Here is a 15,490-nt window from a genome sequence, read left to right on the forward strand (position 1 = left end):
CCTGGGTGGTCCGGCCTCCTTCCATACGGGGCGTACCGCGGTCAGCCGAGGACGCGCCGCGCGACGCGGTCCCACTTGTCGGAGTGACCGGGCAGGGCGAGCAGACGGCGCATCAGGTCCCTGTCCCCGTGGTAGGCCCGGAACGCCTCGCCGATCGTCACACTGGCCGAGGGCCGCTCCAGCACCTCGACCCCGTCGCCCGCGCCGAGGTCCCCCTGTTCGACCACGCGGAAGTACGCCCCCGTGCGCCCGGCCTCGGTGAAGCGCTTGACCCAGCCGCGCTCGTCGAGCCAGTTGCGGAACACCACGCAGGGGACCCGCGGCGCGGTCACCTCCAGCAGGGCCGTGCCGACCCGCCACTTCTCACCGAGGAGCGTGTTCGTGAGGTCGGCGCCGGCGGTCGTGAGGTTCTCCCCGAACTGGCCGTCCCGCAGGGACCGGCCCATCTGGGGCTCCCACCAGTCGTAGTCCTCCCGGGCGTACGCGTAGACCGCCTGGTCGGGGTGGCCGTGGTTGGCGACGTCGGCTCGCTCGTCGCCCGCCAGGCCGTTCTCCCGGACGGCGACCCGTCCCTCGACGGGCCGCTTGTCGATGGCCGTGCGCTCCAGGTCTCCGGCCCATTCGGCATCCCGCGCCATGCCCACATTGACGGAGAGAATCCTCATGGGCAGAAGGTAACCGAACGACAAGTTTTGGTGCTAATGGATTAAGGGGCGCTACTTCTTCCCCTTGTCGGCGGCGGGCGCCTCGGTGGAGAGGGCGGCGACGAAGGCCTCCTGGGGGACCTCCACCCGGCCGACCATCTTCATCCGCTTCTTGCCCTCCTTCTGCTTCTCCAGCAGCTTGCGCTTACGGCTGATGTCACCGCCGTAGCACTTGGCGAGGACGTCCTTGCGCATGGCCCGGATGTTCTCGCGGGCGATCACACGGGCCCCGATGGCGGCCTGGATGGGCACCTCGAACTGCTGCCGCGGGATGAGCTCCTTGAGCTTCTTGGCCATCTCCACGCCGTACGAGTAGGCCTTGTCGCGGTGGACGATCGCGCTGAACGCGTCGACCGTCTCGCCCTGGAGCAGGATGTCCACCTTCACCAGGTCGGCGTCCTGCTCGCCGGACGGCTCGTAGTCGAGCGACGCGTAGCCGCGGGTCTTCGACTTGAGCTGGTCGAAGAAGTCGAAGATGATCTCGCCGAGCGGGAGCGTGTAGCGGATCTCGACCCGGTCCTCCGACAGGTAGTCCATGCCCTGGAGCTGTCCGCGGCGGCCCTGGCACAGCTCCATGATCGCGCCGATGAACTCGGCCGGCGCCAGCACGGTCGCCTTGACCATCGGCTCGTAGATCTCCGCGATCTTCCCGGCGGGGAACTCGGACGGGTTGGTGACGACGACCTCGCGCCCGTCCTCCATCACCACGCGGTAGATGACGTTCGGCGAGGTCGAGATCAGCGACAGGTTGAACTCGCGCTCCAGCCGCTCGCGCACGATCTCCATGTGCAGCAGGCCGAGGAAGCCGCAGCGGAAGCCGAAGCCGAGCGCGGCCGACGTCTCAGGCTCGTAGACGAGCGCCGCGTCGTTGAGCCGCAGCTTGTCGAGCGCCTCGCGCAGCTCCGGGTAGTCGTCGCCGTCGATCGGGTAGAGCCCCGAGTAGACCATCGGCTTGGGGTGCTCGTAGCCGCCCAGCGGCTCGGCCGCGGGCTTGACCGCGTTGGTGACCGTGTCGCCGACGCGCGACTGGCGCACGTCCTTCACACCGGTGATCAGGTAGCCCACCTCGCCGACCCCGAGGCCCCGATCGGACGGCATCGGCTCGGGCGAGATGACGCCGATCTCCAGCAGCTCGTGCTGCGCCGCGGTGGACATCATCAGCACGCGCTCGCGCTTGGACAGGTGTCCGTCGACCACCCGGACGTACGTCACGACGCCCCGGTAGGTGTCGTACACGGAGTCGAAGATCAGCGCCCGGGCGGGGACGTCGGCGTTCCCGACGGGCGCCGGGACGTGCTCCACCACGTGGTCGAGCAGCTCCCTGACGCCCTCACCGGTCTTGCCGGACACCCGCATCACGTCGCCCGGGTCGCAGCCGATCAGCCCCGCGATCTCCTCGGCGTACTTGTCGGGCTGCGCCGCCGGCAGGTCGATCTTGTTCAGGACCGGGATGATGTGCAGGTCGGCGTTCATGGCCAGGTAGAGGTTGGCCAGGGTCTGCGCCTCGATGCCCTGCGCCGCGTCCACGAGGAGGATCGCGCCCTCGCACGCCTCCAGCGACCGCGACACCTCGTAGGTGAAGTCGACGTGGCCGGGCGTGTCGATCATGTTGAGGACGTGGCCGTTCCACGGGAGCCGCACGGCCTGCGACTTGATCGTGATGCCGCGCTCCCGCTCGATGTCCATGCGGTCGAGGTACTGCGCGCGCATGGACCTCTCGTCCACCACGCCGGTGAGCTGGAGCATCCGGTCGGCGAGGGTGGACTTGCCATGGTCGATGTGCGCGATGATGCAGAAGTTGCGGATCAACGCGGGGTCGGTCTGGCCAGGCTGAGTGCGCACCGAGGTCCGTTTCGACAAAGTTGGGGTGTGACTGCCGGTCGGGCGGGCCGCCTCGCCGCGCTCGGCGGGCCCTCCCGTCAAGGGCTGGCGGACCAGCCACCCTCCATGGTGGCATGTCCGGGTGCTTGCCTTGAACACGAGGCGCGTCCTGCGGTGGGCCGCGCCTGTCGTCGCCGTGCCCATTGTGCTGGTGCTCGCCGCGGCCGTCGCCCTGCGCGTCCAATACACCGGCTCACCCGCCGCGTGGACAGGGACCACCGGACACGACGCGCTCTGGATGGGGCACGCGTGGGTCGACGGCCGGCGCACGGCCGCGGACGTCGACACCCTCGCCGTACGGATCCGCGCGAGCGGGATCAAGGACGTGTACGTCCACAGCGGGCCGCTCGCGTACGACGGCACTCTGCCGCCCGATCGGTACCCCAATGCCAGAAATTTCTTGAAATGGTGGCGGGAACGGCTGCCGGGGGTGCGGGTGTCGGCCTGGCTCGGGCAGACCGTGAACGACAACGGGCTCCATCATCTGGATCTGGCCGACCCGGCCGCCCAGGCGAGGGTCGTCGCGGGTGCCCGGACCCTGGTCGGCCTCGGCTTCGACGGCGTCCACTACGACTTCGAACCCGTCCCGAGCGGCGACGCGGCGCTGCCGGCCGTCCTGCGGGAGACCAGGCGGGCCATCGGCGACCGGCTGCTGTCGGTCTCCACCCAGCAGATCGAGCCGCTGCCCGGCGCCCGCGCGCCGTCCCGACTGATCATCGGGCACGACAAGTACTGGACGCCGGCGTACTTCCGGCAGATCGCCGATCTGACCGACCAGGTCGCGATCATGACGTACGACTCCTGGACCCCGCTCGGATCCCTGTACGGCGGCCACGTCGTGCGCCAGACCACACTCGGGATGGACCTGGTGCCCGAGGACAAGACGCTGCTCATCGGCGCGCCCGCGTACCACGACCACGGCATGCCGCTCGGCGACCGCGCGGAGAGCGTCGCCGTCGCGGCCGAGGGCGCCCGGCTGGCCCTGTCCGAGCACGGCCCGAGGACCGCCATCGGCCTGGCCCTGTACATCGACTTCGCGGCCACGGAGGAGGACTGGCGGGAGTACGAGGACGGCTGGGTCCGTCCGGGCCGGAATGCGGAGTCGTCCGCGGTTTCCGGGGTACCATGAGGCGGCAGGCGGCGGCCGGGCGGCGTGATTTGAGCGACGCCGTCGGCTGTTGGTATCCTGTTCAACTGCGTGTGGCGCGCCCTCTCATCAGCCCGCGCGCCCCATCCGACCAAGACGTAACTGAGGCTTCTTCGTGGCGAACATCAAGTCCCAGATCAAGCGGAACCGGCAGAACGAGAAGCGCCGGCTTCGCAACAAGGCCGTCAAATCGTCCCTGAAGACCGCGGTCCGCAAGTTCCGCGAGGCCGCCGACCAGGGCAACGTCGACGACGCGCTCGTGGCGCTCCAGGCCGCCTCGCGGCAGCTCGACAAGGCCGTCAGCAAGGGCGTCATTCACAAGAACCAGGCCGCCAACCGGAAGTCGGCGATCGCCAAGCGCGCCGCCGCCCTGCAGGCCGCCGGCAAGTAAGTCCCTCGAGGGCTTCCCGCGCCGCATCTCCCCCACGGGAGGTGCGGCGTTTTCACATGCCCGGGCGGCGTCCGCCGCGCTGTGCGGCGCGGGTGCGCGGTCAGGGGGCCGCGCCGGCGGCCGGGCCGGCGACGGGCAGCGGCGGGCCGGCCTCCGGACCGGCCGTACGACTCCGCACCTCGGGCAGGGCGAGCACCGCGAGGTTGACCGCGGCCACCAGCGCCGCCGCCGCGAGCAGCGGGGCCGCGGTCCCCGCCCAGGCGGCGACGGGAGCCGCGGCGGCGAGCCCGAGCGGACGCGCGGCGAAGGAGATCAGCGCGTCGAACGAGCCCACCCGGCCGAGCGCCCGCGGCTCGACGCGCTCCTGCACCGCCGTGTCCCACAGGGGGATCAGTATGCCCAGGCCCAGCATCGCGGCGACGTACGCGGCGATGACGACCGCGGCCGGCGCGGGGACGGCGAAGGCGACGAGCGGGCACGTGTAGGCGAGGGCCCCGAGCGCGGTCACGGCGAGGGGCCGCCGGATCGGCAGCCGGGGCGCGGCGAACGTGCCGAGCACCGTCGCCACCGTCCCGGACTGGGCGACCACCACCCACACGTACTCCCCGCCCAGCGCGCGCACGGCGATGACCGGGCCGAGGGTGAGCAGGACGCCGGCCCCGAGGTGCCAGGCGCCGTGACCGAGGACGCTGACCAGGAACCATCGGTGCCGCCGCGCCTCCCGCCAGCCCTCTCCCAGGTCGTCCAGGAAGCGCTCGCGCCGCGCGGTCGTCCGGGTGCCGGTGGCCAGCCCGCCCAACGTGAGAGCCGACCCGGCGAACAGGACGCCGGTGAGCAGGAAGGACCAGCCGGCCCCGAGCCACAGCGTCAGTCCGCCCGCGAAGGCGGGGCCCGCGATCTGGGCGAGGCCGGTGGCCACCCCGATCCGGGCGTTCGCCCGCAGCCACCGATCGGCCGGCACCACGGCCGAGACGAGAGGCGAGACCGCCGGGACGCCGAAGGCCACGGCGGCTCCGGTGAGCGCCGCGAGCGCCGCCATCACGGCGACGGAGGGACGGCCGAGCAGGAGCAGCGACCCGAGCGCCACCTGCGCGGCACAGCGGACCAGGTCGGACACGAGGATCACCAGCCGCGGCGGGACCCGGTCCGCCATCACGCCGCCCACCGGCAGCAGCACGAGCATGGGCAGCATCTCGGCGGCGAGGACCACGCCGAGGTCGAGCGCGGAGCCGGTCGCCCTGATGACCGCGAGCGTCAGCCCGGTGGGGATGAGCGCGGTGGCCAGGGCCGCGACCGTGCGCCCGGCGATGAGACGCGTAATCATGACCACGAGATTATTTCGCCAGCGAAAGATTCGTCAACGAAATTTTCGTCGGCGTATGCTGAGGGCGTGGACGACTCGGTGGACCGGCACATCGCCCGATGGCGCGGCAAGGCTCCCTTCGACGAGCGCGTGGAGGCGATCGCCACCCGGATGCAGTTCCTGGTGAAGTACTTCGCCCAGGCGAAGGACCAGGCGCTGGCAGCGGTGGGGCTGCAGGACTTCGAGTACGAGACCCTGCACCGGCTCGGCTCCCGGGGCGAGGGGGGCCGGGTGGCGCCGTCGGAGCTCGCCGCCGAGCTGAAGGTCTCCCCGGCGGGCATGACCGGCAGGCTCGACACCCTGGAGAGGGCGGGGCTCGTGCGGCGCATCCGCAGCGAGGAGGACCGCCGCCGGGTCGACGTGGAGCTCACCGACGAGGGCCGCACCCTCTGGCTCAAGGCGATGGAACTGCGAGGCGAGGTCGAGGACGAGATGATGGGCGTCCTGGGCCCCGACGATCAGGACACCCTGGCGGCGCTGCTCAAGCGCATGCTCCTGCACATGGAGACCCGCGACCACTCCTGAGCGTGACCCGGCCGGGGCCGGTCGGCTTAGCCGAAGGGCTTCTTCCTATCACCCGTCGTCAGCGGCCGGTACGGCTGGCGACGATCACGTGGACGGCCTTCTCCATCGCGTATCCGGGGTCGGTTCCGCCGCCCTTGACCTGTTCGTCGGCCGTGGCCACGGCCTGCATGGCGGCGGAGATCCCTTCCGGCCCCCAGCCGCCGAGCTGGCGCTTCACCCGGTCGATCTTCCACGGCGGCATCCCGACGAAGGAGGCCAGCTGGCCACCCCGGAGGTTGCGAGGAGCGCCGCCCACCTTGGCGAGCGAGCGCAGGCCGCCGGCCAACGCGCTGACGATCAGCACCGGGGCCACTCCTGTGGCGAGGGCCCACCTGAGCTGTTCGAGGGCCTCACCGAGCTTCCCCTCGATCGCGAGGTCGGCGATCGTGAAGCCGCTGACCTCCGCCCGTCCCCGGTAGTAGCGGGCGACCGCGGCCTCGTCGATGGTCTTGCCCGCCGTGTCGAAGGCCAGCTGGCTGCAGGCGGCCGCCAGCTCTCTGAGGTCGCTTCCCACGGCCTCGAGAAGGGCCTGGGCCGCGGCGGGAGAGATGGTCCGCCCCTCACGCCGTACCTCGGCCTTGATGAAGTCGAGCCGCTCCCCCGGCTTGGTCGGCTTGGCCACGGTGACGACCTCCGCGCCCGCCTTCTTCACGCCGTCGACCAGGGCCTTGCCCTTCACTCCGCCCGGGTGGGCGAGCACCAGAACCGTGTCCTCCGACGGGTGCGCCGCGTACTTCACCACCTCGGTGATGACGTCCTTCGGCAGATCCTGCGCCGACCGGACCACCACCACGGAGCGGTCGCCGAACAGGGACGGGGACGCCAGCTGCACCAGCTCCCCCGGCTCCATCTTTCCCCCGGCCAGGTCGTGGATCTCGGCCTGCGGGTCGGCCTCGCGGACCGCCGACACGACGGCCGCGACCGCCCGGTCCGCCAGGAACTCCTCATCGCCGACGACCAGCGTCACGGGTGCAGGGTTGGCCATGTGACGCAGCATGCCACGCCGAGCCGCCCCCGGCACATCGACTCATGCCGCCCCTGATGTCCGACCGCGTCGCCTCCGGATCCTCACGACCCCTGAGGGGATCCGCCGGGGACCGGCCGTGCGGGGCGTCCCGGCCGTGTGTGGCTGACGCCGGTCACGAGGAGCTGAGGGGCGTCCCGGCCGTGGGGTAAGCCGTGGGGGCTGAGGGGCGTACTGGCGCGTAGGCCGGCTCATGGAGTGCCTTGTTGGCTCACGGGTCCCTTGGTGGCTCATGAGTGCCTTGGCCGGCTCATGGGGTGCGTTGGCGGGCTCAGGGGGGGCGAGGTCCTCTGGCCACGATCGCGAGGCGGCCGCCGGTGGAGACGACCGCGAGGTCGCCGGACAGGTCGGTGCGGTAGGTCCGCATGCCGAGCCAGGCCAGGCGGCGCAGCGTCAGAGGAGCCGGATGACCGTAGTCGTTGACGGCGCCGACGCTGATCAGGGCGGCCCGCGCATGGGTGGCCCCGAGGAACGCGGGGTCCTGGCGCGAGGAACCGTGGTGCGGGACCTTGAGCACGTCCACCCGGGGCACCCCGCGGCGCAGCAGGTCCGCCTGGGCCTCGTTCTCGAGGTCTCCGGCGAGGAGGGCCGACCCCACGACGGCGCCCCGCCGGTCGAACCACCGCGCCAGGAGCACCACGCTGCCGTTGTTCGCGATCGCGCCCTCGCCTGCGCCCTCGGGCGGGACGCCGGGGGGCGGGGCAAGCACCGTGAGCTCCGCCGGGCCGAACCGCCAGCGGGTGCCGGGCGGCGTGACCCCTTCCGGGATCCTGCGCGCCTTGAGCTGCCAGGAGACCCGGGCGGCCTCACCCGCGGGCACCCGCTCCGGGCTCATGACGACCCCGCCGACGCTCCTGCCTCTCAGCACTCCGGGGAGGCCACCCACGTGATCGAGGTGGGGATGCGTCAGCACCATCAGGGGCACCTGGCGGACACCGAGGTCGCTCAGGCACCGGTCGACGGCCCCAGGCTCGGGCCCGGCGTCGACGACCACCGCCTTTCCCTGGCCGGCCGACACGGCCATCGCATCTCCCTGTCCGACGTCGCAGACCACCAGCAGCCACCCCGGCGGTGGCCAGCTCACGGCGACCGGAACGACGACCAGGACGGCGAGCAGAGCACCGGCCGCCAGCGCGACCGCGACACGCCTGCCCATCCTGTGGCGCAGCAGCAGCAAGGCCGCCGCGGCGACCGCGGCGAGGAGCGCGAGCCCCGGCAGGCCGCCCGGCCAGGACGCGGTGGCGAGCGGCAATCTCGCCGCGTGTTCGGCGACCGCGATGATCCAGCCCGCCGCCAGGCCCGCGGGACGGACGACGAGCCGGGCCAGGTCCATGCTCACCGGGGCGACGATCGCCGCGGCGAAGCCCAGCACGGTCGCAGGCGCCACCGCCGGCTCCGCCAGCAGGTTGGCGGGGATGGCCGCCGCGTCGAGCCGGCCCGACATCAGCACGAGCAGCGGCAGCACGGCTATCTGCGCCGCGGCCGGGACGGCCAGGGCCTCGGCGAGCAGGGCGGGCACGCGTACGGCCAGGCGGTCGCGCCAGCGAGGGGCGAGCACGAGGATGCCGCCGGTCGCGAACACCGACAGGGCGAAGCCGTACTGCCGGGCCAGGCCCGGATCGAACAGGATCAGCCCGAGGACGGTCGCGGACAGGGCGGTGAGCCCGTCCCGGGAACGACCGGAGCCGAGGGCGACGGCCGCCACTGTGCCCATGACGAGGGCGCGCAGCACGCTGGGCGACGGCCGCGCGACGACGGCGAAGGCGAGCATCGCCACCACGGCCACCACGGCCCGCACGCGCAGGGACATCCCGGCCAGACGGGCGACCGCCAGCGCGGCCGCCGCGATCAGCGCGAGGTTCGTCCCCGAAACGGCCGTGAGGTGGCTCAGCCCGGCGTCCTTGAAATCGCGGGTGACCTGTTCGTCCATGCGCGACACGTCGCCGGTCACCAGGCCGGGCAGCAGCCCCCGCTGGTCGGCGGGCAGGACGTCGCTCGCCTCGCGCAGCCCGGCCCGCAGCGCCCCGGCGGCCCGTTGCAGCGCCGAGGGCTCCGACAGGGGTTCCGGCGGCCCGCGGACGAACATGACGGCGGCCGTCAGTTCGCCAGGCTCGGCCACGGCCAGTCGCCCGTGCACCCGGAGCCGCTGACTCGGCAGGAGGGCGGCCCACGAGTCGCCCGAGCCGAGCAGCAGCACCGGCACGTCGACGGAGAACCGTTCGCCCGGCGCGTTCACCGCGGCCATGCGCGCCTCGGCGATCGCGGTGTCCCTCCGCGCGACCCCGCCCCGATGCGGCCGGATGCGCGGATCCCCGGTGAGGACCACCTCGGCCGTCACCGTCTCCTGCCGCGCGGCCAGCGCCGGGACGGGCCCGCTCGTCACGGCGTGCACCTTCAGAGCGACCACGGCCGCGGTCGCCGCCACGCACACCGACACCCCGAGCCCCACCGTGACCAGCCGGCGCCCTGTGACTGAGAGAGAACCACCGCCGCCGCGGACAATCGCGCCCAGAGTGCCTCCGCGGAGGACCGTGCCCGCACCGCCTCTGCGGAGCAGGGTGCCAAGGCCACCTCCGCGGACGATCGTGTCCAGACCGCCTCCGAGCAGCCCGCCCGCACCGCTTCCGGGGAGCATCCCGTCTGGACCCCCTGCGCGGAGGTTCGCTCTCGCGGACGGCGCCGCACCTCGGTGGCTCGCCGAACGCCGTACCGACCGTCCGGAACCTGCAGGCCCGCCGGGGGCCCGGAGAACGATCAGGCCCACAGCGGAGGCCAGACCGGTCACCGCCGCGACGAGGGCCCCGGCGAGGGCGGGGCGGCCCAGCAGCACGAGGGCCGTCACCCATGCGGCCGCAGCCGGGGCCGCGAGCGCCACCGGGACGCCACGCGCCGCTTCCTTGTCCGGCTCGTCGGGGCTGTCACTCGGCCGCCGTACCGAGATCGGCGGGGTCATACGGCGACCTTGTCGCGCAGCTCGGCGAACTTTCTCTCGCCGATGCCGGAGACCTGCTGCAACTGGTCCACGGACTGGAATCCGCCGTGCGCTGTCCGGAACTCCACGATGCGCTGGGCGAGGACGTCTCCCACGCCCGGCAACGTGTTGAGCTGTTCGACCGTGGCGGTGTTGAGGTTCACCGGGGTGCCGTCGGTGCCGGGGAGGGGCTGGGGTCCCTGTCCGCTCCCGCCCGCCTGGGCCGCGGGCGCGCCTACAACGATCTGTTCGCCGTCCACCAGGCGTCGTGCGAGGTTGACGCCGCCGGGGTCCGCGCCCCGGCGCACGCCCCCGGCCGCTTTGATCGCGTCGACCACCCGAGATCCGGCGGGCAGCGAGAGGACGCCCGGCCTGCGGACCTTCCCCGTCACGTACACGATCACGACGGACGTCGTAGCCGGTGAGGGGAGCGTCTCAGCGCCCGATCCCGACGCGGCCGCGTTCCCGGGTACGGAAGTGCCTCCGGCACCGGACCCGCCGGCACCCCCGGTTGCGCCGCCGCCCGCGCCGCGGGAGACCGCGGCGGACAGGGCCCCGGAGACGGGGACCGGTGGGGCGATCGGCTCGGCGACCGGGCGCGACCGCCAGGCCAGCACCCCGGCCACGGCCGCGGCGACGATCCCGAGGACGACCAGGACCCGCAGGCCGGGCGTTCCCGGATCCAGGCGCGGCGTCAGCAGGCCGAGCCGCGTCCGCCCGGCCGCCGACAGTTCCTCCAACCGTGTCCGCATCGGCGGCTCCTCCGTCTCGCCGACGTGCTCCGGCCGCGACCACCTCGAAGCCGCCGCCGCGTCGTGGAACTCCTCCAGCCACGGCGTGGTCGGCTCCGTCCTCTCCTCGAACCCCTCCGGCCTCTCCCCGAACCCCTCTCGCCCGGCCGGCTCCGGTAGCTCCTCGAACTCCGGCCGCGACAGCCGCGACCTCTCCGGGTACCCGAACCCCTCCGGCCACGGCTCGGGCGGCGGGTCCGACTCGGCGCGGGCGGTCCACAGGGCCGGCGACCGGCCGGGTGGTCCTCCGGCGAACGGGACGGCCTCCCAGGTCTCGTACGCCGGCCCCTCCCAGGGCACATCGGAGGCGAGAGCCGTACGGCCGAAGGACGGCGGCGGGCCGGGCGGGGACGGCGAGGAGCGGATGCGTGCCGAGGGCGGATCGAGGGGCGGCGCCGACGTCAGGGCCCGCAGCCGTGTCCGGGCCGTGTCGCGCGCAGTCCGCTGCTCCTTGCTTCGCACGACCGCGACGGTAGGCGTCCTTCACGCCCCCGCTCCCACCCGAACGCCGCTCTGTGGACAGCCGCGACTTGACGTAGGCGCCGTCTCGGCAGAGGAATATCTATTCCGCTGGGACGATCGTGACGCCGAGCATGCCGGGGCCGGCATGGGCCGCGAGGACGGGACCGACCTCCACCACCCTCAGGCCCGTGAGCCCGGGCAGCCGGGCGGACAGGCTCGCGGCGAGCGCGTCGGCCCTGGTCGCGGCCATGAGGTGCTGCACCGCGACCTCGACCTGCCGCTCCCCCGCGGCGGCGACGACCAGGTCCTCCAGGCGGGCGATGGCGCGGCTCGCCGTCCGCACCCGTTCGAGCAGGGTGATCGCGCCGTCGCCCAGGTGCAGCAGCGGCTTGATCGACAACGCGGAGCCGACGAGGTTGGTCACCATGCCGATGCGCCCGCCGCGCCGCAGGTGGTCCAGCGTGTCGACGTAGAAGAAGGTCCGCGACTCCTCCGCGCGGCGGCGGGCGGCCGCCGCGGTCTCGTCGACCGAGCCTCCGGAGCGCGCCACGCGGGCGGCGGCGAGCACGGCGAATCCCAGGCCCATGGCGATCGACCTGCTGTCGACCACCTCGACCGGCACGGGCGCCTCCCGGGCCGCGAGGCGGGCGGACTCCACGGTGCCCGACATCGCCCCCGACAGGTGCACGGACACCACGCCGGCGGCTCCCCGTGCCGCGGCCTCCTTGTACACGTCGGAGAAGCGTTCCGGAGCGGGCCGGGAGGTCGTGACGGGACGCTGGTCGCGCAGCGCGCGGGCCAGGGTCTCGTCGTCGAGCGGGCCGCCCTCGTCGAACTCCCTGTCGCCCACGACGACGTGCACAGGGACGACCGCGATACCCCACCTCGCCGTCTCTTCCACGCCCAGGTACGCGGTGGAATCCGTGACGACAGCGACAGGTGGTGACATATCGCGAGATTACCCGTAAGCGATCCGCGGACAACGGGCCACGGACGACAACCTCGGGGCGGCCGTTACTGGACGGGGGTGCCGCCGCGCCACACGCGGCGCGGCTTGAGGCCGAACGACCAGGCGAACGCGCCCTCGTGATCGGCGTCCCACTGGACGATGTCCGCGAGCCGCCCGGGAGCGAGGATGCCGCGGTCGGGCGCGCCGAGGACCTGGGCGCCGCCCAGCGTGGCGGCCCGCAGCGCGTCGCCCACGCTCATGCCGAACGCGGCGACCGCGAGGCTGATGACCAGCGACATCGAGGTGATGCCGCAGTGGCCGGGGTTGTGGTCGCTGCCGAGCGCGACCGGCACGCCCTGGGCGATCATCCGCCGCACCGGCGGGAGGTGGCCGACCTGGAGGGCCGATCCGGGGCAGACGACCGCCGGCACGCCGTACCGGGCCATCAGCGCGATGTCCTCGTCGGAGGAGTGGTGGAGCAGGTCGGCCGACGCGCAGCCCATCTCGGCGGCCAGCTGGACCGCGCCGCGCCTGTTGTAGGCGCCCGCGTGGATGCGGGGCATGAGGCCCACGTTGCGCCCGGAGGCCAGCACCCAGCGGGCCTCCTCGGCGGTGAAGTGGCCGTCGTCGCAGTAGACGTCGACGCTGTCGGCGCCCGCGGCCGCGGCGTCCGCGCACCAGGAGGCGGCGGCCTCGACGTAGTCGCGCTGGCGGCCGAAGTACTCCGGCGGGACGACGTGCGCCGCGAGGAACGTCACGTGGACCCGCGGCATCATCGGCTCTTTCTCCAGCTCGCGGAGCAGCCGGACGTCGGCGAGCTCGCCGTCGCGGGTGAGGTGGTAGCCGGTCTTCGCCTCGACGGTGGTGGTGCCGCCGAGCAGCCAGTCGCGCAGCCGCTCGCGGACGCCGTTGCACAGGGTCCACGGGTCGGTGCCGCGGGTCACGGTGACGGTCGAGCCGATGCCGCCGCCCGCCGCGGCGATGGCCGAGGAGCTGGATCCGCCGGACCGCATGGCCATCTCGGCGTACCGGTTGCCGGCGTAGACGGGGTGGGTGTGGGCGTCGATGAGCCCCGGCGTGACGAGGGCGCCGCCCAGGTTCTCCACGTGGTCGACGTCGACGATGTCGTCGACGACCCCGGGGACGCTCTGCGGGAGGTCCGCGGCCCGGCCGACCCAGGCGATGCGGTCGTTGTGGACCAGGATCGCGGCGTTGCTGCAGACATCGTGCCCGGTCCACAGCCGGCCGATGTTGGTGAGAAGCCGAACGGTCATCCGACCACCTGCCTGGCTGCCCGGGGCACCGGAACGGACCGGATCGCGGGCGCCACGCCCGCCGGGTCCGCCTGGTGTCCGGACGTCATTGGGGGGTCTCCTGCCTCATCGCGCACCGTGTTGCTGTGCGATGACCCTACCGCCCGGGGTTCACGAACCCGGGCGATTCAGTTCAGTTACGTTATTTCACAGGTGGGTTCGATGTACAGGGTTATCGAGAAGAACGCAGCTTCGCCTCAGGGGGACCGGGACGCACCATCAGTCCCGCCGGCACCGGTAGCCCCTGATGGGGACCGGTGACCCACTCGCGCCTCGAACGTGTGACCGCACTGCCTGGTGTCATTTTGTTACCCACGCCATAAGGTCTCATTAGGCTTTCCTTATCGTAGCAAGGGCGACGACCGCCGGGCCACCACGACGAGGCGTGTCGCGGCGGCCGGGTGTCGCCCCGCACGTGGGGCCCCGGGCCGGGTCGAGAAGGTCAGACGGTCTCGACGGGCTTCGCCACGCGGTCGAGCTCGGCGAACAGGCCGGACAGGACGCGGGCGTGCAGGATCGTACCGTCTCCGGTGTGCTCCAGCGACAGCACCTCGCCCTCGCTGTGGGCCCGCGCGACGAGGTCTCCCCTGTCGTAGGGCACCAGCATCCGGATCTCGTGGTCGAGACGGGGCAGCTCGCGCTCGATCGCGGCCATCAGCTCGCCCATGCCGGAGCCGGTGCGCGCGGACACGACCACGCTGTGCCGTTCCTTCATGGTGAGCCGCGACAGCACCACCGGGTCGGCGGCGTCGGCCTTGTTGATGACCACGATCTCCGGGATGTGCCGGGCGCCCTCGATCTCGGCCAGCACCTCACGCACGGCCGCGATCTGGGACTCGGGGTCGGGGTGGGACCCGTCCACGACGTGCAGGATCAGGTCGGCGTCGCCGACCTCCTCCAGCGTCGACCGGAACGCCTCGACGAGCTGGTGCGGCAGGTGCCGGACGAACCCGACGGTGTCCGCCAGCGTGAAGACGCGCCCCTCGGGCGTGCGGGCCCTGCGGACGGTCGGGTCGAGGGTCGCGAACAGCGCGTCCTCGACCAGGACGCCGGCCCCTGTCAGCCGGTTGAGCAGCGACGACTTGCCGGCGTTGGTGTAGCCGGCGATCGCGACAGCGGGGACCTCGCGCGACTGCCTGCGGTGGCGCTTCGTCACCCGGGCGGTCGACATCTCCTTGATCTGCCGCCGCAGCTTCGCCATCCGCTCGCGGATCCGCCGCCGGTCGAGCTCGATCTTGGTCTCACCGGGGCCGCGGCCGCCGATGCCGACGCCGCCCGCGGCGCGTCCGCCGACCTGCCGGGACAGGTTGCCACCCCAGCCGCGCAGGCGGGGCAGCAGGTACTGCAACTGGGCCAGCTCGACCTGGGCCTTGCCCTCGCGGCTCTTGGCGTGCTGGGCGAAGATGTCGAGGATCAGGGCCGTACGGTCGATGACCTTGACCTTGACGACCTCCTCCAGCTGACGCAGCTGGCCGGGGGTCAGCTCACCGTCGCAGATGACGGTGTCGGCGCCGCCGGCCGCGACGATGTCGCGCAGCTCGATCGCCTTGCCCGAGCCGATGTAGGTGGCCGGGTCGGGCCGGTCGCGGCGCTGGATCAGCCCTTCGAGGACCTGGGACCCGGCCGTCTCGGCGAGGAGCTTGAGCTCCTGCAGGGAGTTCTCCGCGTCGATGATCGTGCCGTCGGTCCACACGCCCACGAGCACGACCCGCTCCAGGCGGAGCTGACGGTATTCGACTTCCGTGATGTCTTCGAGCTCTGTCGACAGACCCGCTACGCGACGGAGCGCCTGGCGCTCTTCGAGATCGTAATCGCCCACCGCGTGGTCTTCGGGCTCGTATCGCATATATGTCATCTCTACTAGACGAACAATCCGACACCCAGGTGTCTTCCCCCAGATGGTGGCACGACGCCAGGTCCCCGCGCACTC

12 protein-coding genes are annotated in these 15,490 nt (G+C 72.6%); 3 read left to right on the top strand and 9 right to left on the bottom strand.

Going from position 1 to position 15,490, the window contains the following annotated elements; all coding sequences use genetic code 11:
- Positions 1-41: 41 nt before the first annotated feature.
- Both Mco01_RS03120 and lepA read right to left on the bottom strand, forming a co-directional pair.
- On the bottom strand, positions 42-665 hold the full coding sequence (locus tag Mco01_RS03120; RefSeq protein WP_204055365.1) for an MOSC domain-containing protein: 624 nt from the start codon (positions 663-665) through the stop codon (positions 42-44).
- 51 nt (positions 666-716) lie between these two features.
- Complete coding sequence (gene lepA / locus Mco01_RS03125; RefSeq protein WP_204055366.1) at positions 717-2,546, bottom strand: translation elongation factor 4; 1,830 nt, start codon at positions 2,544-2,546, stop codon at positions 717-719.
- A gap of 130 nt (positions 2,547-2,676) precedes the next feature.
- Between lepA and Mco01_RS03130 the strand changes: the two genes are divergently transcribed.
- Positions 2,677-3,714, top strand: a complete 1,038-nt coding sequence (locus Mco01_RS03130) for a glycoside hydrolase family 18 protein (protein WP_204055367.1) — start codon at positions 2,677-2,679, stop codon at positions 3,712-3,714.
- Between the two features lie 133 nt (positions 3,715-3,847).
- Entirely contained in the window at positions 3,848-4,123 is a 276-nt protein-coding gene (rpsT, locus tag Mco01_RS03135) for a 30S ribosomal protein S20 (RefSeq protein WP_036322302.1), read from the top strand.
- Positions 4,124-4,223: 100 nt separating this feature from the next.
- Here the strand turns inward: rpsT and Mco01_RS03140 are convergent, their stop codons facing one another.
- Complete coding sequence (locus Mco01_RS03140; RefSeq protein ID WP_204055368.1) at positions 4,224-5,447, bottom strand: MFS transporter; 1,224 nt, start codon at positions 5,445-5,447, stop codon at positions 4,224-4,226.
- A gap of 66 nt (positions 5,448-5,513) precedes the next feature.
- Here Mco01_RS03140 and Mco01_RS03145 point away from each other — a divergent pair, with 66 nt between their 5' ends.
- Complete coding sequence (locus Mco01_RS03145; protein WP_204055369.1) at positions 5,514-6,011, top strand: MarR family winged helix-turn-helix transcriptional regulator; 498 nt, start codon at positions 5,514-5,516, stop codon at positions 6,009-6,011.
- 58 nt (positions 6,012-6,069) lie between these two features.
- Here Mco01_RS03145 and holA read toward each other — a convergent pair whose 3' ends face one another.
- From holA to hflX, 6 genes are all read right to left on the bottom strand, one after another.
- A complete protein-coding gene (gene holA / locus Mco01_RS03150) occupies positions 6,070-7,035 on the bottom strand; it encodes a DNA polymerase III subunit delta (protein WP_204055370.1) in 966 nt (321 codons plus the stop codon).
- Positions 7,036-7,345: 310 nt separating this feature from the next.
- Positions 7,346-9,499 (bottom strand): ComEC/Rec2 family competence protein, encoded by a 2,154-nt coding sequence (locus tag Mco01_RS03155; RefSeq protein ID WP_204055371.1) that lies wholly within the window; start codon positions 9,497-9,499, stop codon positions 7,346-7,348.
- A 524-nt stretch (positions 9,500-10,023) separates the two neighbouring features.
- Positions 10,024-11,298 carry a ComEA family DNA-binding protein gene (locus Mco01_RS03160; RefSeq protein WP_204055372.1) on the bottom strand — a complete coding sequence of 425 codons (1,275 nt, stop codon included), beginning with the start codon at positions 11,296-11,298 and terminating at the stop codon, positions 10,024-10,026.
- A gap of 100 nt (positions 11,299-11,398) precedes the next feature.
- Complete coding sequence (locus tag Mco01_RS03165) at positions 11,399-12,247, bottom strand: DegV family protein (protein WP_204055373.1); 849 nt, start codon at positions 12,245-12,247, stop codon at positions 11,399-11,401.
- 65 nt (positions 12,248-12,312) lie between these two features.
- Positions 12,313-13,521: an imidazolonepropionase gene (gene hutI / locus Mco01_RS03170; RefSeq protein ID WP_036322311.1), complete on the bottom strand. Its 1,209-nt coding sequence runs from the start codon at positions 13,519-13,521 to the stop codon at positions 12,313-12,315.
- A gap of 481 nt (positions 13,522-14,002) precedes the next feature.
- Positions 14,003-15,415, bottom strand: a complete 1,413-nt coding sequence (hflX, locus tag Mco01_RS03175) for a GTPase HflX (RefSeq protein WP_204055374.1) — start codon at positions 15,413-15,415, stop codon at positions 14,003-14,005.
- Positions 15,416-15,490 lie beyond the last annotated feature (75 nt).

This window comes from Microbispora corallina (genome assembly GCF_016863035.1).
In the GTDB taxonomy this organism is placed as follows: domain Bacteria; phylum Actinomycetota; class Actinomycetes; order Streptosporangiales; family Streptosporangiaceae; genus Microbispora; species Microbispora corallina.

What these genes read in the sequence shown, in the direction of transcription:
- hutI (WP_036322311.1), bottom strand. Translation starts at nt 13,521, where the DNA reads ATGACCGTTCGGCTTCTCACCAACATCGGCCGGCTGTGGACCGGGCAC.
- Mco01_RS03140 (WP_204055368.1), bottom strand. Translation starts at nt 5,447, where the DNA reads ATGATTACGCGTCTCATCGCCGGGCGCACGGTCGCGGCCCTGGCCACC.
- holA (WP_204055370.1), bottom strand. Translation starts at nt 7,035, where the DNA reads ATGGCCAACCCTGCACCCGTGACGCTGGTCGTCGGCGATGAGGAGTTC.
- Mco01_RS03120 (WP_204055365.1), bottom strand. Translation starts at nt 665, where the DNA reads ATGAGGATTCTCTCCGTCAATGTGGGCATGGCGCGGGATGCCGAATGG.
- Mco01_RS03165 (WP_204055373.1), bottom strand. Translation starts at nt 12,247, where the DNA reads ATGTCACCACCTGTCGCTGTCGTCACGGATTCCACCGCGTACCTGGGC.
- hflX (WP_204055374.1), bottom strand. Translation starts at nt 15,415, where the DNA reads ATGACATATATGCGATACGAGCCCGAAGACCACGCGGTGGGCGATTAC.